This window comes from Mesorhizobium sp. CNPSo 4689, from assembly GCF_057784325.1.
In genome coordinates, this window is record NZ_JBWLUZ010000028.1 from 1 (window position 1) to 19,246 (window position 19,246).

General features: G+C 63.8%; 20 protein-coding genes and 1 pseudogene. 5 read left to right on the forward strand and 16 right to left on the reverse strand.

Annotated features, from left to right (window positions below):
• Positions 1-366: 366 nt before the first annotated feature.
• The 7 genes and pseudogenes from AC04SI_RS25780 to AC04SI_RS25810 all read right to left on the reverse strand — a co-directional run bounded on the left by AC04SI_RS25780 (position 367) and on the right by AC04SI_RS25810 (position 6,174).
• A complete protein-coding gene (locus AC04SI_RS25780) occupies positions 367-1,347 on the reverse strand; it encodes a branched-chain amino acid ABC transporter permease (RefSeq protein ID WP_404281253.1) in 981 nt (326 codons plus the stop codon).
• A gap of 1 nt (position 1,348) precedes the next feature.
• Positions 1,349-2,236, reverse strand: a complete 888-nt coding sequence (locus tag AC04SI_RS25785) for a branched-chain amino acid ABC transporter permease (RefSeq protein ID WP_404281254.1) — start codon at positions 2,234-2,236, stop codon at positions 1,349-1,351.
• 7 nt (positions 2,237-2,243) lie between these two features.
• Positions 2,244-2,948, reverse strand: coding sequence for an ABC transporter ATP-binding protein (locus tag AC04SI_RS25790; protein ID WP_404281255.1), 705 nt, complete (start codon positions 2,946-2,948; stop codon positions 2,244-2,246).
• Positions 2,941-3,741: an ABC transporter ATP-binding protein gene (locus AC04SI_RS25795; RefSeq protein WP_404281256.1), complete on the reverse strand. Its 801-nt coding sequence runs from the start codon at positions 3,739-3,741 to the stop codon at positions 2,941-2,943. The genes AC04SI_RS25790 and AC04SI_RS25795 overlap by 8 nt, the downstream gene beginning before the upstream one ends.
• The gene (locus AC04SI_RS25800; RefSeq protein ID WP_488475146.1) at positions 3,738-4,946 is read right to left on the reverse strand and encodes an ABC transporter substrate-binding protein; all 1,209 of its coding nucleotides are present in this window, start codon (positions 4,944-4,946) and stop codon (positions 3,738-3,740) included. The genes AC04SI_RS25795 and AC04SI_RS25800 overlap by 4 nt, the downstream gene beginning before the upstream one ends.
• A 295-nt stretch (positions 4,947-5,241) precedes the next feature.
• Positions 5,242-5,478 (reverse strand): annotated as a pseudogene (locus tag AC04SI_RS25805) (cytochrome-c peroxidase); the annotation flags it as partial.
• Between the two features lie 96 nt (positions 5,479-5,574).
• Positions 5,575-6,174: a YdeI/OmpD-associated family protein gene (locus tag AC04SI_RS25810; RefSeq protein ID WP_404281258.1), complete on the reverse strand. Its 600-nt coding sequence runs from the start codon at positions 6,172-6,174 to the stop codon at positions 5,575-5,577.
• Positions 6,175-6,380: 206 nt separating this feature from the next.
• Here AC04SI_RS25810 and AC04SI_RS25815 point away from each other — a divergent pair, with 206 nt between their 5' ends.
• Positions 6,381-6,992: a hypothetical protein gene (locus AC04SI_RS25815; protein WP_404281259.1), complete on the forward strand. Its 612-nt coding sequence runs from the start codon at positions 6,381-6,383 to the stop codon at positions 6,990-6,992.
• 202 nt (positions 6,993-7,194) lie between these two features.
• Here the strand turns inward: AC04SI_RS25815 and AC04SI_RS25820 are convergent, their stop codons facing one another.
• Positions 7,195-8,097 carry a S1C family serine protease gene (locus AC04SI_RS25820; RefSeq protein ID WP_404281260.1) on the reverse strand — a complete coding sequence of 301 codons (903 nt, stop codon included), beginning with the start codon at positions 8,095-8,097 and terminating at the stop codon, positions 7,195-7,197.
• A gap of 248 nt (positions 8,098-8,345) precedes the next feature.
• On the opposite strand from AC04SI_RS25820, the gene yghU reads away from it, so the two are divergent.
• Entirely contained in the window at positions 8,346-9,212 is an 867-nt protein-coding gene (gene yghU, locus AC04SI_RS25825; RefSeq protein ID WP_404281261.1) for a glutathione-dependent disulfide-bond oxidoreductase, read from the forward strand.
• A 50-nt stretch (positions 9,213-9,262) separates the two neighbouring features.
• Here yghU and AC04SI_RS25830 read toward each other — a convergent pair whose 3' ends face one another.
• From AC04SI_RS25830 to AC04SI_RS25840, 3 genes are all read right to left on the reverse strand, one after another.
• The gene (locus tag AC04SI_RS25830) at positions 9,263-9,811 is read right to left on the reverse strand and encodes a YbhB/YbcL family Raf kinase inhibitor-like protein (RefSeq protein ID WP_404281262.1); all 549 of its coding nucleotides are present in this window, start codon (positions 9,809-9,811) and stop codon (positions 9,263-9,265) included.
• A gap of 108 nt (positions 9,812-9,919) precedes the next feature.
• Complete coding sequence (locus AC04SI_RS25835) at positions 9,920-10,723, reverse strand: hypothetical protein (RefSeq protein ID WP_488475147.1); 804 nt, start codon at positions 10,721-10,723, stop codon at positions 9,920-9,922.
• 260 nt (positions 10,724-10,983) lie between these two features.
• Positions 10,984-12,183, reverse strand: coding sequence for an aminotransferase-like domain-containing protein (locus tag AC04SI_RS25840; RefSeq protein ID WP_404281378.1), 1,200 nt, complete (start codon positions 12,181-12,183; stop codon positions 10,984-10,986).
• Between the two features lie 264 nt (positions 12,184-12,447).
• Here AC04SI_RS25840 and AC04SI_RS25845 point away from each other — a divergent pair, with 264 nt between their 5' ends.
• Together AC04SI_RS25845 and AC04SI_RS25850 are read left to right on the forward strand one after the other, a co-directional pair.
• Positions 12,448-13,188 (forward strand): sulfotransferase family protein, encoded by a 741-nt coding sequence (locus AC04SI_RS25845; protein WP_404281264.1) that lies wholly within the window; start codon positions 12,448-12,450, stop codon positions 13,186-13,188.
• Positions 13,189-13,389: 201 nt separating this feature from the next.
• On the forward strand, positions 13,390-13,704 hold the full coding sequence (locus AC04SI_RS25850; RefSeq protein WP_404281265.1) for a GYD domain-containing protein: 315 nt from the start codon (positions 13,390-13,392) through the stop codon (positions 13,702-13,704).
• Positions 13,705-14,113: 409 nt separating this feature from the next.
• Here the strand turns inward: AC04SI_RS25850 and AC04SI_RS25855 are convergent, their stop codons facing one another.
• Positions 14,114-15,778: an FAD-dependent oxidoreductase gene (locus AC04SI_RS25855; protein ID WP_404281266.1), complete on the reverse strand. Its 1,665-nt coding sequence runs from the start codon at positions 15,776-15,778 to the stop codon at positions 14,114-14,116.
• A 92-nt stretch (positions 15,779-15,870) separates the two neighbouring features.
• Here AC04SI_RS25855 and AC04SI_RS25860 point away from each other — a divergent pair, with 92 nt between their 5' ends.
• Positions 15,871-16,413 (forward strand): imm11 family protein, encoded by a 543-nt coding sequence (locus AC04SI_RS25860; protein ID WP_404281267.1) that lies wholly within the window; start codon positions 15,871-15,873, stop codon positions 16,411-16,413.
• A 102-nt stretch (positions 16,414-16,515) separates the two neighbouring features.
• Here AC04SI_RS25860 and AC04SI_RS25865 read toward each other — a convergent pair whose 3' ends face one another.
• The 4 genes from AC04SI_RS25865 to AC04SI_RS25880 all read right to left on the reverse strand — a co-directional run bounded on the left by AC04SI_RS25865 (position 16,516) and on the right by AC04SI_RS25880 (position 19,227).
• Complete coding sequence (locus AC04SI_RS25865) at positions 16,516-16,668, reverse strand: DUF1127 domain-containing protein (protein WP_404281268.1); 153 nt, start codon at positions 16,666-16,668, stop codon at positions 16,516-16,518.
• 285 nt (positions 16,669-16,953) lie between these two features.
• On the reverse strand, positions 16,954-17,613 hold the full coding sequence (locus AC04SI_RS25870) for a DUF6151 family protein (RefSeq protein WP_404281269.1): 660 nt from the start codon (positions 17,611-17,613) through the stop codon (positions 16,954-16,956).
• A gap of 215 nt (positions 17,614-17,828) precedes the next feature.
• Positions 17,829-18,491 carry an outer membrane protein gene (locus AC04SI_RS25875; protein WP_404281270.1) on the reverse strand — a complete coding sequence of 221 codons (663 nt, stop codon included), beginning with the start codon at positions 18,489-18,491 and terminating at the stop codon, positions 17,829-17,831.
• A gap of 562 nt (positions 18,492-19,053) precedes the next feature.
• Positions 19,054-19,227, reverse strand: a complete 174-nt coding sequence (locus AC04SI_RS25880; RefSeq protein ID WP_404281271.1) for a hypothetical protein — start codon at positions 19,225-19,227, stop codon at positions 19,054-19,056.
• Between the last annotated feature and the right edge of the window lie 19 nt (positions 19,228-19,246).

The window sequence follows — 19,246 nt, forward strand, 5'->3', positions numbered from 1 at the left end:
TTTGTTGACCCCAAGATGGCTGACGACCTCATCGAATGCATGCGCTTGGCAGGATTGCCCGACTAGCAACTGGCTTCAATTCTGATCCGACAATCGGGATAGGCGCGCAAGGTGCAATTGCGCGATCGAGAGCAATGCGGGAAGAGCCAGGGGCGATGTCGGCTTCGGGTAAATCACGTCGATGCCCCCAAGAAGCTGAATGTCCGCTTCTGACGATTCGAGTCTTGAAGCTGCCAGTCCTCTCTCGGCCCATGACAGACATAGAAGCGAGCGAACTGCACGTCTGCTTTCCTGAGCTGCTTCCCCGAAATCTGCCGTTCCGCTTTCCACCCATCTCGGTGACGATGTCGTCGATCTCGGGATCGGTCAGCGGTCTCTGCCGGCTGCCGCCGGAGCCAGCCAGCGCGCGTAGATTTCGCCGACGATGCCGCGGCGGAAGACGAGCACGCAGACCATGAAGATCAGGCCGGTGGCGATGGTCACCGGGAAGCCCGAAGTGGCCAAGGTGTTTTCCAGGCCGACGACGAGGCCGGCGCCGACGACCGGCCCGACCATGGTGCCGATGCCGCCGAGCAGGTTCATCAGGATCACCTCGCCCGACATCTGCCAGGTCACGTCGGTGAGCGTGGCGAACTGGAAGACGATTGCCTTGGTAGCACCGGCAAGCCCGGCAAGTGCCGCCGACATGACGAAGGCGGCGAGCTTGTAGCGGCCGACCGAATAGCCGAGCGAGATGGCGCGGTTCTCGTTCTCGCGGATCGAGCGCAGGATCATGCCGAAGGGCGAATTGACGATGCGCCAGATGGCGAACACGCCAATCAGGAAGATGGCGAGCACGACATAGTACATGTTCATCGTGACGTTCAGGTCGACGATGCCGAACAGAGTGCCGCGCGGCACGCCCTGGATGCCGTCCTCGCCTTCGGTGAAGGGTGCCTGGACGCAGAAGAAATAGAACATCTGCGCCAGCGCCAGCGTGATCATGGCGAAATAGATGCCTTGCCGGCGGATGGCGAGGAAGCCCATCACCAGCCCGAGCAGTGCTGCGCCGCCCATGCCGAGCAGGATGCCTGCCTCGGGCGGCCAGCCCCAGGCCTTGACGGCATAGGCGCAGAAATAGGCGGCACCGCCGAAGAAGGTGGCGTGGCCGAAGGACAGCAGCCCCGTGTAACCGAGCAGCAGGTTGAAGGCGCAGGCAAACAGCGCGAAGCACAGCATCTTCATGACGAAGATCGGGTAGATGAAGAACGGCGCGGCAATCAGCGCCGCTATGCCAAGCGCCACCAGGGCCCATTCCAGCCGCACGGAGGCAGCGGTGCGTCTTTCCTGAAGGGTCAGTTCGCTCATATCAGGCATCCCTTCCGAACAGGCCGGCCGGCCGCAGCAGAAGCACGATCGCCATGATGACGAAGACAACGAGGTTCGACGCCTCGGGATAGAATACCTTGGTCAGGCCCTCGGCAAGGCCGAGCATGTAGCCGGTGACGATGGCGCCGAGGATCGAGCCCATGCCGCCGATCACGACGACGGCGAAGACGACGATGATGAGATCCGACCCCATCAGCGGGCTGACCTGGTAGACGGGTGCGGCCAGGATGCCGGCAAGTCCCGCAAGGGCGGCGCCCAGCCCGTAGGTGAGCGTCAGAAGCAGCGGCACGTTGACGCCGAAGGCCTGGACCAGCTCGGGGTTCTCGGTCGCGGCCCGCAGATAGGAGCCGAGCCTGGTCTTCTCGATCAGCAGCCAGGTGCCGATGCAGACGACAAGCGAGGCCAGCACCACCCAGCCGCGATAGTTGGGCAGGAACATGAAGCCGAGATTGGTGCCGCCGGCAAGCAGCGCCGGCACGGCATAGGGATTTCCCGACACGCCGTAATTGAACCGAAACACGCCTTCGATGACCAGCGCCATGCCGAAGGTGAAGAGCAGGCCGTAGAGCGGATCTATCCGATAGAGCCGCGACAGCGCCGCGCGCTCGACCGCCATGCCGAACAGGCCGACGGCGACCGGCACCAGGACGAGCGCCGGCCAGTAGCCGATGCCGACATGGACGAGCAGCAAGTAGCCGATGAAGGCGCCGAGCATGTAGAGCGCGCCATGGGCGAAATTGATGATGCGCAGCAGGCCGAAGATGACGGCCAGTCCGAGGCTCAGCATGGCGTAGAAGGAGCCGTTGATCAGCCCGACCAGCAACTGCCCGAGCAAGGCCTGGATGGGGATGCCGAAGATCATCGTCATGGCGCCATCATACTCCCAGCACTTCGTGCAGCAGTTCAGTGTGCGCGGCGAGTTCGCCGACCGGGAACCCCTCCAGCACCTTGCCGTGCTCCATCAAATAGAAGCGGTCGGCGATGCGGGCGGCGAAGCGGAAATTCTGCTCGACGAGCAGGATCGTCATGCCGCGCTTCTTCAAGGTCGCCAGCAATTCGCCGATGCGCTGGACGATGACCGGCGCCAGGCCTTCGGTCGGTTCGTCGAGCAGCAGCATCTGCACGCCTGTCCTGAGGATGCGGGCAATCGCCAGCATCTGCTGTTCACCGCCGGAGAGCCTTGTGCCCGGACTGTTGCGGCGTTCCTTGAGGTTGGGGAAGAGCTCGAAGATCTCGTCGACGCTCATGCCGCCCTTGGCCACCACCGGCGGCAGGATCAGGTTCTCGTCGACCGTCAGCGTGGCGAAGATGCCGCGCTCCTCGGGAACGAAGCCGATGCCCTGACGGGCGACGCGGTGCAGCGGCAGGCCGATCAGGTCCGTGCCGTTGAAAGTGACGCTGCCGGTGCGCTTGCGGACCAGCCCCATGATGGCACGCAGCGTGGTGGTCTTGCCGACGCCGTTGCGGCCAAGCAAGGTCACGGTCTCGCCGCGAGAGACATCGAGGTTCACGCCATGCAGCGCATGGCCTTCGCCGTACCAGGCGTGAAGATCGCGCACGGCAAGCAGCGGCTCACTCATGCTCCGTCCCCATATAGGCGATCCTGACGCGCTCGTCCTGGCTTACGGTCGCGTAGTCGCCGGCGGCGAGCACCTGCCCGCGCTGCATGACGGTGATCCAGTCGCAAAGATCGGCGACGACGGTCAGATTGTGCTCGACCATCAGCACGGCCCGGTCGCGAGCCAGCGAACGGATGATTTGCGAGATCGTGCCGACATCCTCGTGCCCCATGCCGGCCATCGGCTCGTCGAGCAGCAGCACTTTCGGATCGAGCGCCAGCGTGGTGGCGATTTCGAGCACGCGCTTCCTGCCATAGGACAGATCGCCGGCGAGCCGGTTCGCAGCGTCATCGAGGCCGACGATGCCGAGAAGTTCGCGTGCCCGTGGCGTCAGTTCATCGAGTGCTGACAGCGAGCGCCAGAACTGGAAGCCCAGCCCGCTCGGCCGCTGCAGCGCGACGCGCACATTGTCGAGGACGCTCAGATGCGGAAAGATCGCCGATATCTGGAACGACCGGACCAGGCCCATGCGCGCAACCCTTGCCGGCGAGGTCCGGCTGATGTCGGTGCCGAGCAGCTCGATCCTGCCGCTGGTCGGCTGCAGGAATTTGGTCAACAGATTGAAGATCGTGGTCTTGCCGGCGCCGTTCGGCCCGATAAGCGCGTGGATCTTGCCGTGATGAACGTCGAGATCGACATTGTTGACCGCGACGAAGCCGGCGAAGTCGCGCCGAAGGCCGCGGGCGGAAAGCACCACCCGCGGCACATCCTGATCACCGTCCGGCCGGACGGTCGCGGCGGTTGCGCTCGTCACTTGGTGACGAGCGGGCAGCCGCTTTCCTCGGCCTTCATGAAGGCCTTGTCGCCCGGAATGGTCGCAAGATAGGTGTAGTAGTCCCAGTCCTTCTTGCTCTCTTCCGGCTTCTTGACCTGGTAGAGATACATGTCGTGCACCATGGAGCCGTCGGCCTGCACCTTGCCGTTGGCGGTGAAGACGTCGTTGACCGGCATCTCATGCAATTGCTTGGCCACCGCTTCGGTCTCGTCGGTGCCGGCCTTGTCGATGGCCTTGAGATACTGCGTCACCGCCGAATAGGTGCCGGCCTGGATCATGTTGGGCATCCGGTTGGTGCGCTTGAAGAAGCGGTCGGCGAAATCGCGGCTCTTGTCATCACGGTCCCAGTAATAGCCTTCGGTGAGCACGACGCCCTGCGCCGCCTGCAGGCCGAGCCCGTGCACTTCGGCCAGCGTGAACAGCAGCGCCGCCAGCCGCTGGCCGCCTGCGACGATGCCGAACTCGGCCGCCTGCTTGATCGAGTTGGAGGTGTCGAGGCCTGCATTGGCGAGCCCGATGACCTTGGCGCCGGAGGACTGCGCCTGCAGCAGGAAGGACGAATAGTCGGTGGAGCCCAGCGGATAACGCACCTCGCCCTGCACTTTGCCGCCGCTGGCTTCAACCAGCTTGGCGGTCTGCCCCTCGAGCGAATAGCCGAAGGCGTAGTCGACGGTGATGAAATACCAGCTGTCGCCGCCTTGCTGCACCAGCGCTCCGCCGGTGCCGACGGCTTGCGAATGGGTGTCGTAGGCCCAGTGGAAACCATAGGGCGAGCACTGCTTGCCGGTAAGATCGGTCGAAGCGGCGCCGGTCACGATGTCGATCTTCTTCTTTTCCTTGGAAAGCCCCTGGACGGCGAGCGCCACCGAGGACGTGGTCAGTTCCATGATGGCATCGACCTGCTCGGTGTCGTACCACTGGCGCGCTATGTTGGAGGCGATGTCGGGCTTGTTCTGGTGATCGGCGCTGATGATTTCGATCGGCGCGCCCTGGACCTTGCCGCCAAAATCCTCGACCGCCATCTTGGCGGCCTCGACCGACCACTTGCCGCCGAAATCGGCATAGACGCCGGACTGGTCGTTGAGGATGCCGATCTTGACCTTGCCGTCGGAGATTTCGCCCGCGGCTGCAGGCATGGCGGTCGCCGCAAGCAACGCGACCGAGACGAGATAGGATGCTTTCACAGGTGGTTTCCTCCCTTGTGGCCAACCGCAGGAAACGCGGCAGCGTCACGATGGTTCAACAGTGTCGTCCGATTTGCTGAGAATACGGCCGGCGTCCCGCTCAGTATGCCTCCGTCTTGCGGGCCGCTGCGTGCCTTGGGTGCACGGGCCGCGACCCTAGCATCCACCCCAAGGTGCGAGAATGCTATTTTCGTAGCATGCCGCGCGTCACCCCGGCCGGCCGGTCACGACTGCGTGAAGCTGCTCGCTGGCCTGCCGGCCCTCGAGCGTCGACGCCGGTGATAATCCCGGCCGCTCACTGCACCGGCGGCGCGCCGGCCTGCTGGTCGGCGTCGGTCAGCGTCTGCAGGAAGGCGACGATGTCGTCGATCTCGGCATCGGTCAGCGCCGGCTTGGGCAGGTCGTCATTCTGGCGGACGGTGCCGTCGGCATTCTTGGGGTACCAGCGGCCGGGATCGGTGTCGCGCGTGGCGTAGAAGGCGACGGCGTCGCGCAGCGAATGGAAGTAGCCGTTGTGAAAGAAGCTTTGCTTCGACCAGCCGCCGATGGGAGACCTGACGGCGGCGCTTGATCTCGGCCGGTAGCGCCTCATTCCCGTTGCGGGCGCTCTCGGTCGAGCCGCCCGCGATTATTTCTTGCCCTGCGGATAGATCGTCTCGCCGCGCTTCAGCATCTCGACAAAGGTCTCGATCTTCTTCCTGCGGCCGGCTTCGGTCTTCATGTTGTGGGTGCGGAAGGCGAGCGCGAAGCGGTTCTGCGCGCTGAGCTTGGCCAGCATTTCTTTCGCCTTGGGCTCGGCATCGATGGCGGCCTGCAGGTCGTCGGGGATTTTCATGTCCTTGCCGCTGGCATAGGCACGGCCCCAACGGCCGTCGGCCCTGGCCGCCTCGACCTCTTTCAACCCATGCTCGGTCATGCGGCCCTCCGCTATCAGGCGGGCGACATTGTCGACATTGATCTGGCTCCAGATGCTCTTTTTGCCGCGCGGCGTGTAGCGCTGCAGGTAACTCATGTCGTCGAGGCTCTTGCGTACGGCGTCGATCCAGCCAAAGCACAGCACGATGTCGATGGCCTGCTTGGGTGTAATCGACGGCAGGCCGGAACCCACCTTGTGGACCTTGATCCAGACTTCGGTCTCCGTGGCGTGATGCTGGCCGAGCCAGGCGTAGAAGCTCTCCGGATCCCGGAATTCCCTGACCTTGTCGTGGTCGACCTTGACCGGCGCCATCAGGCGGATTTTCCTTTTGCGAGCATTAGCGTCCTTCCTCCTCATCCTCGAATAAAGCAGCAGCGGAACCTCGTAGCAAACCTTGCGGGAGTGGCTTGCGCCGCAGCCGACGCCCATGCCAGTTTCCAGGCGTGAAAGTTCGCAAAGCGCGCTGCATCCCCGTTGGTCGAAGCCGGGCAAGGCAGACTGCAATTCGGGGGAATGCCGTGCGATCCATATTGTTCGGGCTTGCGTTGTTGCTGTCGACCTCGACCATGGCCGAACCGATCGAAAGCCAGAAGATCATCACCGCCGCCACCGGCGACTTCAACCGCGACGGCGCCACCGACCTGGTGATGATCGTCGAGACCCAGCCCAGCGACCCGATGGACGTGCATTTCTTCCTTGGGGATAAGGAGCACAATTATCTCAAGCCGGCGGGCGTGGTGCGCGAGCAGGTCTACGGCGAATGGAACGGCTACGACCGGCCGGGCTACGAGAACTCCGACACCGAGCCGGAGCTGACCGCGCTGCCCAACGGCTCGATAAAATTCTATCTGCCGGCGATGCCGCAAGGCAGCGAGCGCACCAACAAGACGCTGACCGTCGCCTGGCGCGAAGGCGCCTTCATCGTCGCCGGATTTGCCTACGACCATGACGATGCCCTGAAGGAAAATTCCAAAAGCAGCTGCGACTACAATGTGCTGACCGGCAAGGGCAAAAGCAGCAAGCAGCAGCCTGACGGCAAGACGGTGCGCAAGAAAGTGTCGGTCGAGGGCGCGGTCATCCCGTTCGCCGAGTGGAACGCGGGCACGGGGTTTTCGGCTTGTGGAGAGTGATGGCGGAGCGCCGCGCCGAAGCTGCCAATCTCCCCCCTCGTGGGGGAGATGGCCGGCAGGCCAGAGGGGGGCGCTGTCCCGCCAGCCTGTCGGCGAGTTGCCCCCTCGTGATTCTCGGTGAGGAGCAGCCACAGGCCGCGATCCTTCGCGCCCCCCTCTGCCCTGCCGGGCATCTCCCCCACGAGGGGGGAGATCGGTTGTGTTACTGCAGATGCGGCTTCTTCAAAAAGCTGTTGCGATCCGCCGATTTCACCCGCAGCCAGGTTTCACGGCCGTCGCGCACCACCCTGAGCGGGATCTCGGCGCCGGCCGGACTTTCCCACAGCTTGCGGTAAAAGTCGGCGAGGCCGTCGACCTCGCCGTCGCGCACGTCCGAGATGATGTCGCCCTGGCGCAGGCCGGCCTTGGCGGCGGGGCCGCCTTCGGCGACGCTCATCACCATGACCACGCCGTTACTCTCGGCCGAGAAGGCGCCGAGCCATGGGCGCGGCGGCTTGGCGACCTGGCCGCGCGTCAAGAGGTCGTCGAGGATCGGCGGCAGGAGGTCGATCGGCACGATCATGTTGATATCGGCGACCTCGCCGGCGCGGCTCATCTGCAGGCGCAGCGATCCGACGCCAAGCAGCCTGCCATCCTCGTCGAACAGTGCCGCCCCGCCCCAGGACGGGTGGGCCGGCGCAATGAAGATCGCCTCGTCCAGCAGATATTCCCAATAGCCGGCGAATTCCTGCTTGGTGACGATATGCGCATGGACCTGCTGGCCGATGCCGTCGGCGAGCACCACGGCGTCACCGGGCTTGGCCCTGTGGGCATCGCCGAGCGCCACCGCCGGCAGGCCGAGCGGCGACAGCGCCTGCACCAGGCCAAAGCCGGATTCCTGGTCGTAGGCGAGCGCATGGGCGGGGACGACGCGGCCGTCCTGGTCGGTCAGCCAGACCTCCTCGGCCTCGGTGATCAGATAGCCGATGGTGAGCACCAGCCCGTCGTCGCGGATGACGACGCCGCTGCCTTCGCGGCGGGTGCCCAGCGCATCGGCAGTGAAGGCGTCGTCCGGGATCGTGGCGCGGACGGCCACGACGGAGCGAGAAATGGTATCGATGTTCATCCGTTCATCCTGGCTAGGTCGGGTCTTTTCCATAGGTATGGCGGATTGAGTGGGGTGCAAGGGCTGGCGGCCTCCTTCCCGCACAGGAGAAGGGAGTCGGCGCCGACATCATCGATAGTAGTTCAACACAAGTTGAACTTTCCGCAGCCTTCGCTATCTATACCGGAATAAACCAAACCCGCCCCATCCAACCTCGCGCAAGCTGACCCTCCCAAGACCCCCCGTCGAAAACCACAAGGCCTCCCCCGATGAACCAATACACACCGCCGAAAATATGGACCTGGAACAAGGCGAATGGCGGCACCTTCGCCAGCATCAACCGGCCGATCGCCGGCCCGACGCATGACAAGGAATTGCCGGTCGGCAAGCATCCGCTGCAGCTTTATTCGCTGGGGACGCCGAACGGCGTCAAGGTGACGATCATGCTGGAGGAGCTTCTGGCGCGTGGCCACAAGGGCGCCGAATACGACGCCTGGCTGATCCGCATCAACGATGGCGACCAGTTCGGTAGCGGCTTTGTCGGGGTCAATCCCAACTCCAAGATCCCAGCGCTGATGGACTACAGCGAACCGAAGCCGATCCGGGTGTTCGAATCCGGATCGATCCTGGTCTATCTCGCCGAAAAGTTCGGTGAATTCCTGCCGACCGAGCGGGCGGCGCGCACCGAGGCGCTGTCCTGGCTGTTCTGGCAGATGGGTTCCGCGCCCTATCTCGGGGGCGGCTTCGGTCATTTCTACGCCTATGCGCCGGAAAAGATCGAATATGCCATCGACCGGTTCGCCATGGAGACCAAGCGGCAGATGGACGTGCTCGACCGGCGGCTGGCGGAAAGCGAATATCTTGGCGGCCCCGACTACACGATCGCCGACATGGCGGTGTGGCCCTGGTATGGCGGGCTCGCCAAGGGCCGGATGTACAATGATTCCGGCGAGTTCCTGGCCGTGCAGGAATACAAGCACGTGCAGCGCTGGGCCGACGCCATCGACGCCCGGCCGGCGGTGAAGCGCGGGCGCATGGTCAACCGCGCCTTCGGCGACCCGGCCATGCAGCTGCACGAACGCCACGACGCCAGCGATTTCGAGACCAAGACGCAGGACAAGCTCGCGGCGGAGTAAGGCCAGGCGCCCAAGCTCCCAATCTCCCCCTCGAGGGGGAGATTGGCTCCCTACTTCCCGTAAGTATAAGTCACCGTCGCTGTGCCGAGCGACTGCGCCTTGGCGGCGGCCGCTATGCTGGCGGGGGAAGCGTTCGCCTTGGCGTTGAGCTTGTCCGCCTTGATGGCATAGAGAGTGAAGACATAGTGATGCGTGCCGCTGCCGGACGGCGGGCATGGGCCGAAATAGCCGGCACGGCCGCCACCGCCCTTGCCGAGCACAGTGCCCTTGGGCAGGCCCTTGCCGCCTTCCGAGCCAGCCCCTTCAGGCAACCCGTTGGCACTCGCCGGGATGTTCCAGGCCAGCCAGTGCCAAAAGCCCTTGCCGCCTGCGCCGTCGGGATCGAACATGGTAAGCGCATAGCTCTTGGCGCCGGTCGGCGGGTCCTTCCAGTTCAAGGCAATCGAAACGCTTTGTCCGGTGCAGCTGCCGGCGCGGTCCCCGAGATATTTCTGGTCCCATTTGCCGTCCGATACAGATGGGCTGGCGATCTCGAAGGCTGACGCCTGGTTGGCGAAGCCAACAACAACAAGGGCGATGAGACCAAAGCGCGCGGTCATGGCATTCCTATCCTTCTGGCTGGATTGCCGCAGAGTTTAGCCAAAACGGCCGCCCGGCGACGCGCAACTTTGCGTGACGGGATGGCGACGGATCGCCACAGAGCGTCTCTACTCAGCGGCGGTGCATTCCTCGGCCGGCCAAGTCGCTACCTCCCCGACCGCCGCCATCCACAGCTTGTCGATGTCCGCGAGAAACCTGCCGTCGATCTCGTCGAGATGGTTCCAGTACATGCCGTCCTCGTAGAAATAGCCGAGCTCGCCTTCGATGCGCTCGGCCTCTTCCACCGCCTGGGACTGGATGCCCGCGAGCACGCCCGCCTTCATGTCGGCGAGCCGCTGGGGCGACAAATGCCTGTGCTCATCGAAGGAAAGCCTCGGCAGGAGCAGCCGGCTGTGCGGCAGGTCCGACAGGTTGACGCAGAACGTGCCGCGCCTCAGCGCGTGGATGAGCAGGCGGGCGGATTTGGCCTCGAGGCTCTGCAGCGTCGGGTCGTCGCGCAGCGGATCGGCACGGCCGATGCCGTAGAAATGCGTCTTTTCCGGCTGGTCGTAGATCATGTCGCAGCCAAGGAAGGCGAGCACGTCCGGCTTCTGGCTGTGGATGGCCCAGTAGGCCGCCGTCATCGCCATGGTACCGCCGGCATAGACGAAGCCGCCAAAACTGTTTTGCGCCGGCACGTAGTCTGCTGCGCTGAAGATCTGCGCCTGGCGCAGCATCTGCGGCGGCGGCAGCCGGTCCGGCGGAAAATCGCCGGCATGAACGAGGAAATCCCAGTCGGCGCGCACGCGCCAGGCATTGTTGATGGCGACGATCCGGCTGAAGGCCGCCTTCGGCCAGGCCTCGCAACGCACCACATCGGGCGCGCTGCCGATCAGCAGGATGATGCGGGGCGATGTCGACGCGGCGGCCATGGCGCGCCAACCTGTCACCTCCCGGCGGAGGGCTCAAGAGGGGATGGTGCAGCGCTCCCCTTCTCCCCCTGTGGGAGAAGGTGGATCGGCGCGCAGCGCCGAGACGGATGAGGGGTGTTGGAAGAAATGAGGTGCAAAAAATCGAAGGATTCAAATCGCTTACGTCGCCTATGTCGAGATCCGTCCAGCACCCCTCATCCGACCTCGCTTCGCGAGGCCACCTTCTCCCACAAGGGGAGAAGGGAAGGATCGCCGAGCCCCTACCCCTTCAGCAGCGCCGCCAGCCTCGGTATGCCCTCTTCCACCGCACGCTTGTCAGCAAGCGTGAAGCTCAGCCGCAGCGTGTTGCGGCCCGAACCGTCGGCGAAGAAGGCGTTGCCCGGCACGAAGGCGACGCGCGCCTCCTTGACCGAGCGGGTGAGCAATGCGGTGGCGTCGGTGCCTTCGGGCAGCGTCACCCAGACGAACATGCCGCCATCCGGCCGGCTCCAGGTCACGCCTTCGGGCATGTTGGCCTCGAGCGCGCCAAGCAGGCCGTCGCGGCGTTCCCGGTAGGCGCCGATGAGCTTCTCCACCTGGCGGTCGAAGACGGCTTCGGCGGCGCGGTGCATGGCCACCTGGTTGATCGAGGGGCTATGCAGGTCGGAGGCCTGCTTCATCAGCACCAGGCGCTCCACGACGCGGCGCGGCGCGCAGACCCAGCCGACGCGCATGCCCGGCGACAGGATTTTCGAGAACGAGCCGCAATAGAGCGTGCGAGCGTTTTCGATGCTGCCGGAACGCGCGCAGTCGATCGCCAGGATCGGCGCCACGCCCTCGCCATCATAGCGCAGCGCGCGATAGGCGGCGTCCTCGATGACGGCGATGTCGAGCTCGCCGGCGAGATCGAGCACCGCCTCGCGCTGCCTGAAGCTCAGCGTCTCGCCGGTCGGGTTGGCGAAATCCGGCACCAGATAGGCAAACTTCACCTTGCCGCCGGCGGCAGCAGCGGCCGCGTGATAGGCCGCTGGCGTCATGTTGCCGCCGTCCGGCGTCAGCCGGTCGTAACGCGGCTCATAGGCGTTAAAAGCCTGCAGCGCGCCGAGATAGGTCGGCCAGGTGACCAAAGCCGTGTCGCCGGGCGAGAGGAACAGCTTGCCGAGATAATCCAGCGCCTGCTGCGAGCCCGAGGTGATGAAGATGTTGTGCTCGTCGCAGGCGACGCCGAGCTTGCCCATCTGACCGGCCAGCCATCTTCTCAGCGGGAGATAGCCTTCGCTGACCTGATACTGCAGTGCCGACCCCGCCTCGGCGCCGCCGAGCACCGAAGCATAGGCATCGGATATGGCTTCGGTCGGAAACAGCGCCGGGTCTGGGATGCCGCCGGCGAAGGAGATGATGTCGGGCTGGTCGAGCAGTTTCAGCAGCTCGCGGATTTCCGAGGCCTTCATGCGCGACGAGCGCGACGCCAAGAGGTCCATCAATGTCACAGCCCACCTCCCCGTGGATTTTCTTCGAGCGTGACCAGGATCAGCTCGGGCAATTAGGTCAATCTGGCTGACCTATTATCAGGCTCCCCCGCCCGCTGGAATAGCCAGAAGGTCCTTCTGCGTGACCCAAAGCAAAAATTCACGTTTTATTGGTTGCGCATGGAAATTTGTTGCGCGCTTGCTGGGGTCGATGCAACCTCGTTTCGGATGGATCCGCATAAAAAGAACAGCGGTCCAGAAAAATGGGGATGGGGAATGACGCTCAAGCTCATCGGGGCCGGATTCGGCCGCACCGGCACGTGGTCGACCTTCGCCGCGCTGAACAGGCTCGGCTTTCCGAGCTATCACATGCAGGAAGTCATCCTCAACAAGGCCAACAAGGGCCATCTCGACTTCTGGCGCAAGGTGGCGAACAGCCCGCCCGGCAGCCAGCATGACTGGAACCAGGTGTTCGCCAAGTACACGGCCACCGTCGACAATCCCGGCTGCTGCGTCTGGCAGGAATTGCTGGCCGCCTATCCCGACGCCAAGGTGCTGTTGACGCTGCATCCGCGCGGCGCCGAAGCCTGGTACGAGAGCACGATCGACACGATCTACTTCACCGAGAATGTCTGGCAGTTCAAGATCCTGGAATGGCTGACGCCGTTCGGCCGAAAATTCGGCGACATGTCGAGCAAGCTGGTGTGGGGCCGCACCTTGGCCGGCGTGATGGACGACCGTGCCAAGGCGGTCGCGCGCTACAACGCCTACACCGAGGAGGTGAAGGCGGCGGTGCCGCCGGAAAAGCTGCTGGTGTTCAAGGTGACCGACGGCTGGGCGCCGCTCTGCGACTTCCTCGGCGTGGCGCACCCGAACGAGCCTTTCCCCAACCTCAACGACCGCGCCAGCCTCAAGAAGGTCATCGGCGATATCATCAAGGGCGCCTACATCATGCTGGGGCTGTCGATCGCCGGCGTGGTGGCGGTCATCGCGGCGCTCTGGTGGTGGCTGGGTTAGTGCGCTAGCCGGGATTGTCGTCATATTAGAATAGGCGCATATTGCGGCAGACCGCAGCTTAGCTCCGGTCATGAACTGCCGTTGGCCATGGCTGCCCTGGCGGTCCACAGGCCACGTCAAAATGTCAGTGAAAAGACAAGCACCTCCGTGCTGCTCAAACGTTTGAGCAGCACGAGGCAACGATATTTGGAGGAGACAGCCATGAAGGTTACCATATTGGCAAACTATGAACCCCACGCCGCCAAGGGACTGATGCAGGGATCAGACCGGGAAGCCGCAATCAAGGCAACGTTCGAAAGCGTTGGCGGCAAGATGACCAGTTTGATGTTTACGCGCGGCGCTTACGACGTCGTCGTCAATGGCGAGGTGCCTGACCAGACAGCCGGGATGGGCATGGCCCTTGCTGTACGGGCAAGCGGTTCGGTGAGCGACCTCGTCATCCTCGAAGAACTCGACATGAAGGGGGTGCTCGCCGCCGCCAAAAAGGCTGCCGGCTCTTACAAGCCTGCCGGCTGACCGGCCTGAAGGCAGCACGGCTCGATCGAACGGTGCCCGTGCTGCCGGGTCCCGAAATATACCGCGGTTGGCGCGCCAGCTAGGCTGGCCGGCGTCAGTTCCGTCCTTGCGTATCAGATGACGATCTTAGAGCAATTCCAGGAAAAGTGCGCAGCGGTTTTCCGTCCGGAATTGCGTGAAAACAAAGAGATAGAGCGGTTCTGCGTTTCCGTGAAACGTTGAACCGCTCTAGGCGGTTGCGCCGGTGTTAATCCGGTGCCTGCGAACCGGCCTGCTGAGCGGTCTGGGCCGAGAGCCGGCCTTTTCTGACCAGTATGGGCTTCGAGTATTCTTTCTTCATCGCGCGTTCCCCTGCTTGGCCCAAAGGCTGAGGCAATGGGGCCGGCCTGTCAAGCAGGCGGTCCGGCCATCAAATGCGCTGGGCCTTGCCCTCATTGGCCAGATACTGGTGGACGAAGGCGATGGCCATGCTGCCCTCGCCGACTGCTGACGCGACCCGCTTGACCGGGCTCAGCCGCACATCGCCGCAGGCGAAGATTCCGGGCGCACTGGTCTCGAGCAGATAGGGGTCGCGGCCATGCGACCAGAGCCCGGCCTTCTTCACGTCGTCGCCGGTCAACACATAGCCGCGCGCATCGCGCGCGACCTCGGCCGGCAGCCACTCGGTCTCGGCGTTGGCGCCGATGAACACGAACAGCCCGCCGCATTCGTGCCGGCTTACCTCGTTGCTTGTCTTGTCGAGAATGTCGATCGCCGTCAGGTGCGTCTCGCCGTGCACGGCCTGGACTTCGGAGCGAAGCTGGACCTTTACGTTCGATTTCGCCCTGAGCTGCTCGATCAGATAGTGGGACATGCTGTCGGCAAGCGACGGGCCGCGCACGAGCAGTGTGACGCTGCGCGCATGGCCGGAAAAATGCATCGCCGCCTGGCCGGCCGAATTGCCGGCGCCGATCAGGTAGACATCCTGCCCATGCGTGCTGCTCGCCTCGCTGCGCGCGGCACCATAATAGACGCCCTTGCCGATCAGCCGGTCGAACCCGTCGATGGCGAGGCGGCGCCAGGCGACGCCGGTGGCCAGGATGAGGCTGCGGGCGCGCACGACATCGGTGCCGTCGAGCACCACCTCATGCGTCGCCGGATCGATGCCGGCGACCGAGCGGGTGACCAGGATTTCGGCGCCGAGCCGCTTTGCCTGCTGCAGCGCGCGGCTGGCGAGCTCGTCGCCGGAAATGCCGCTCGGAAAGCCGAGATAGTTCTCGATGCGCGACGACGTGCCGGCCTGCCCGCCGGGCGCCTCGCGCTCGACGACGATGGTGCGCAGGCCCTCGGAGGCGCCATAGACCGCCGCGGCAAGACCGGCCGGCCCGCCGCCGACGATCGCGACATCGTACTCGGCGCCGCGCGGGCGCGTCTGCAACCCCAGACGAATGGCAAGATCGCGCACGGCGGGTCTTTCGACGATCTCGCCGTCCGTCAGGAGGGCGACGGGACCATCCCGAGCCGGCCTGCCCTGGGCGGACCAGAAAGCCTCGGCATCCGACGTGTCGGGCAGCAGCCAGGTGAACGAGATCTGGTTGCGGGCGAGAAACCGGCGCAGGTCGCCGCAGGCCGTGTCCCAACGGTGGCCGACCAGGGTGACGCGCGGCTTCTGCGGTTCGGCGGTGACGCTCTGCAGCCCACCCATGCGCTCGCGGGCCAGCGCGCTGACCTTCTGGGCGACGTCCTTCGAAACCGCCGCGATGGAATAGTATTGCTGGACCTCGATGCGCATGACGCGGGACGGCTCGGCGGCGCGATAGCCGCCCGGAAAACCCGAGCCAAGCGCGATCGGCACCTCGCCGAAGATCGTTCCCGGCAACCGCCAGCCGAGCGTCCGCTCGACGCCGTCGAAGGTTTTTACGACTTCGATCTTGCCGGCGAGAACCGCAAAGAGCGCTGCCTCGCCGCCCTCGTGGACCGCGAACTCTCCGGGGCTGAGATGAAGGTCGGCGGCCATCCGCGCCAGGCGCTCCAGCTCGGCCGCCGGCAGACCCGAGAACAACGGGATCGCTCCCACTTCATCAACTGTCAGCATGGCCCCTCGCAGGCATCAATTAGCGTTGTTTTTTTGGCGCGATCAACAGAAAAAGGTGGAGAGCGTTACCCCTGACGCAAGGATACCGACCGATGCCGATCAGCCTCTACGAGTTCGCGGTCCTGGAGGATCAGGAGTGGGTCCTGCCGGTTGATGACAGTTACTTCGAGTTCTTCTTCGGCCTGGATGGAAGGGTTCTCGACACATGGGATCCGCCGGTCATGCAGCGCATCGCCGAGGACGACCGCGTCTACCTCTATTCGGACTTCCCCTGGCTTGGCGAACACGCACCGCTGCTGCGCAAGCCCGCCGTCGATGCGCTGGCGGCATCATTGCAGCCCTATGGCCAGTTGCTGCCGCTTAGCGGCGATCCGGTCTGGCTCTTCAACGTCACCAATGTGATCGACGCGCTGGACAAGGAGCGGTCGCAGATCGTCACTTTCGAAGACGGCGGCATCCTCGCAATCGAACGCTACGTGTTCCACGCGCATCGCATCGGCAACGCCGAGATCTTCAAGCTGCCGATGCGCGCGTCGTCCGTGTTCGTCAACGACGTGTTCGTCGATCGGGTCCGAAACGCGGGCCTGAAGACGGTGTCTTTCAAGCCCGTATGGACATCGGACGAAGCCAGGTAGCGCTGATCCGTGATCGCGGCGCTGCGGTGGTGGTTGGGCGAGAGGCGACCGGACGCCGCCGGCCGGATGCGTTCGACAGAGCAAGGCGTCCGGCTCGGCCCGTTAAAACGGCAGCCGGATTTCGTCAGAAGGGGACTTCGACCAGCCGATGTCCTTCTGGGTTTCCGGCGGCAGATTATCCAATGCGCGCATCGTCTCGTTGCGCTTGCCGGCTCGCTTGAGAGCAGCTGCAATTCGGCCAAGGGTTTTGAACATCGACATCCTCCATATCGTAGCGGTGGAAAAAGCAGTGCTGCCCTCTCACGCCGCGCCGGTTTTGCGATGCTTCTGTATCCGATCGATTACGCGGGAACGGTGAAGTGCTTCACGAAACCGTGCCAATCCGAAACATTTGTATGCAAATTAATTTGGAGGGATGTGCGACACCGCCAAGCATGCGGCCTGCGATATCCGCCACTTAGCCTTATTGGCTGATGCGCTGATTCACCTTCCCGGCTCCAAAGACCGAGCCAGCCAGATCATTTGTCAGCAAGTGGCGGATCAAGACTCCAAGCGAGCGGGCATCGGCACACCGGCCAGTGCATCGCGCTCGGCCGGCGCGATGACGCGCGGCAGGGAAAGCGGGGCGTTCGTGTGCTGGTCGAAGAGCGGATTCGGCCGGCCGAGGCCCCGCAGCCACCAGAAGAGAAGTTTTGAGACGCGCCGCGCAAAGAGGCTGAACGTCGGTGGCGGCGGCGCGTTGGGTGGCAGCGGGCCGACGGCGGAGAGTTCATGGATCCGGCAAAGCGGCGCGCCGAGCACCGTGTCGCGGGGCGCGGCGTCGTGGCACATGAAGGAATGAGTGATGGCGACCACCGGGAAGCGCGGGCCGGCCGAGTTGCCGATCGGGGTCCGGCAACAAGAGGTGTACCAGCGCAGCACCTTGCCGGAGAATTGCAGGCAGCGCACGGCGTCCTTGCCCGCGGCAAGCGTCACACGGCCAGCCAGCATCTGGAAGATGTCCGTGCCGCCGGCGACGTCGAGCATGTCCGGCCGCTCGAGGAAGCGCGCGAAGGCCTGGCAGTCCCGGCAGTAGAGGTGAAGCGGAAGCCGGTGCGCGGTGCAACGTCCTTGGCGACGCCGCTGACGCGGCCGCAGCGGCAACGAAGCGGAACATCCTTTGCGGCCTGAGTCATGAGACAAGCTCCCTGATCCCGGCACGTCATGATGTCGGGGGCGAGGCTTGCCCCAGAGCGCCGTGTGGATTGATGTCCTCGCACATCTCTCCTGCGGGCCGAACCGGGCCGTTCATGGGCATCGTGGTTCACATTAACGGCATTGGGTTGCCGCAAGAAGTCAGCTATGGCAACAGCGCCGTGCTTCCGCGTCAGGACCACATCGAAATGGCCCGTCGGTACGGCTTGCTGCCCAGCGCCTCAGAATTTGTAGTTGATCTTTCCGACGACGACATTTTCTGTGTCGCGATTGTCTACGAAGAAGCCCGTATTCACGTCGCTTTCGCCAGACTTGGTGCCAAAATCATAGTAGTTCCATTCGACGCCCGCGGTCCAATGGTCGGTGAAGGCGTATTCGACGCCCAGGCCGGCGGTCCAGCCAACCCGAGACCCGCCTCCAAACGATTGCTGAAAGCTGTCGACTTCCGCAAATTTGTAGTTGGTGAAGGCAACACCGCCATCGCCATAGACCAGGAACCGATCGACAGCATAACCGAGACGCCCGCGCACCGAGCCCAGATAGTCCTGCTTGGTTTCGCAGACCGTGCCGGTAACATTGGAACATTGGTTGTCGCCCTTCACAGTCGAGCCTGCAAGGTCGCCTTCAATGCCGATGACGAACTGGTTGATCTGGTAGTTGTAGCCTATCTGGCCGCCGAAAATACCGCCGGACCCATTTGTATTGAAGGGAATGAAGGTGGTACCCGACCAACGGCTGTCATTCCACCCGCCGCCCGCTTGAGCGCCAACGTAGAAGCCGGTCCACGAAAAAGGCATGGCGGCGACGGGCTGGACAAGGTCCGCGGCCAGAATTGGAGAAGTGGCTGCCAGAAATGCAACCGAACAGAGCAATACCAGTTTCATGAAGCCCTCCGCGTGAATCGACTAAGGTTGATATCGCTCGGCAAATCAGCCGCTTCAACCAAAAGTTTTACCTCTCGAAATTGTGATCGAACGCAGTTGCAAAGTAGCAACAGGCCAGTCGTGGAGAGCGAAGGCTGCAACGCGCAAATGTCTCCACGAAAGTCCTGGCGCCGCTTTCGCGTCGGCACAAGTCACCACGCCGAAGCTCGCAGCCCGGCCCTCGTAGAAGCCCGGAGCGATAGCCTCAAGTCCGCGATCACAGGCGACCTTTGGTGCGGACCATGGTCCGCCTTGCGACACCAGCCGGCACATGCGCATTCTTGCTGTCGAACCCGACGGCAAGGGCCTGGCACCACACTACCCCCCGGTGTCAGGCCCTTTGTCTATCCACCCGGCGGCTCGCAATTTTCTTTGCAACTTATTGTTTTGCCGCAGCGTATCTGCCGAAGACGGCAGGCCGCTTGGGTTGGGGTAGGTGCGGCGGCGCTGGCCTGCCGTCGCCAGGCGTGTTGGCCACGGCCTTTTCCAAACCGAAAGGTCAGCGTGGCAAAAACCAGCGGCGCTATTTGCGCGTGAGCCAGTCCAGCATGTCGGGGTCGATGTCTTCGTGGCCGGTCAAGTCGCGGATGAGGGACGCGGCGAGCGTGCGCCACCGGGCTTCCGGGACATTGCCTTCCATGACCGATTTGATGAAAGCGGTTCGCAGGATGTCGCAGTCAAAGGCGGATACATCCACCTGGCCTCACCGGCATTCG

Coding starts and splice junctions, on each gene's coding strand:
- yghU (WP_404281261.1), top strand. CDS start 8,346: ATGAACCAATACACACCGCCGAAAATATGGACCTGGAACAAGGCGAAT.
- AC04SI_RS25860 (WP_404281267.1), top strand. CDS start 15,871: ATGCCGATCAGCCTCTACGAGTTCGCGGTCCTGGAGGATCAGGAGTGG.
- AC04SI_RS25780 (WP_404281253.1), bottom strand. CDS start 1,347: ATGAGCGAACTGACCCTTCAGGAAAGACGCACCGCTGCCTCCGTGCGG.
- AC04SI_RS25850 (WP_404281265.1), top strand. CDS start 13,390: ATGAAGGTTACCATATTGGCAAACTATGAACCCCACGCCGCCAAGGGA.
- AC04SI_RS25865 (WP_404281268.1), bottom strand. CDS start 16,668: ATGTTCAAAACCCTTGGCCGAATTGCAGCTGCTCTCAAGCGAGCCGGC.
- AC04SI_RS25840 (WP_404281378.1), bottom strand. CDS start 12,183: ATGGACCTCTTGGCGTCGCGCTCGTCGCGCATGAAGGCCTCGGAAATC.
- AC04SI_RS25785 (WP_404281254.1), bottom strand. CDS start 2,236: ATGACGATGATCTTCGGCATCCCCATCCAGGCCTTGCTCGGGCAGTTG.
- AC04SI_RS25830 (WP_404281262.1), bottom strand. CDS start 9,811: ATGACCGCGCGCTTTGGTCTCATCGCCCTTGTTGTTGTTGGCTTCGCC.
- AC04SI_RS25820 (WP_404281260.1), bottom strand. CDS start 8,097: ATGAACATCGATACCATTTCTCGCTCCGTCGTGGCCGTCCGCGCCACG.
- AC04SI_RS25835 (WP_488475147.1), bottom strand. CDS start 10,723: ATGGCCGCCGCGTCGACATCGCCCCGCATCATCCTGCTGATCGGCAGC.
- AC04SI_RS25875 (WP_404281270.1), bottom strand. CDS start 18,491: ATGAAACTGGTATTGCTCTGTTCGGTTGCATTTCTGGCAGCCACTTCT.
- AC04SI_RS25845 (WP_404281264.1), top strand. CDS start 12,448: ATGACGCTCAAGCTCATCGGGGCCGGATTCGGCCGCACCGGCACGTGG.
- AC04SI_RS25790 (WP_404281255.1), bottom strand. CDS start 2,948: ATGAGTGAGCCGCTGCTTGCCGTGCGCGATCTTCACGCCTGGTACGGC.
- AC04SI_RS25855 (WP_404281266.1), bottom strand. CDS start 15,778: ATGCTGACAGTTGATGAAGTGGGAGCGATCCCGTTGTTCTCGGGTCTG.
- AC04SI_RS25810 (WP_404281258.1), bottom strand. CDS start 6,174: ATGGCGCCGGTCAAGGTCGACCACGACAAGGTCAGGGAATTCCGGGAT.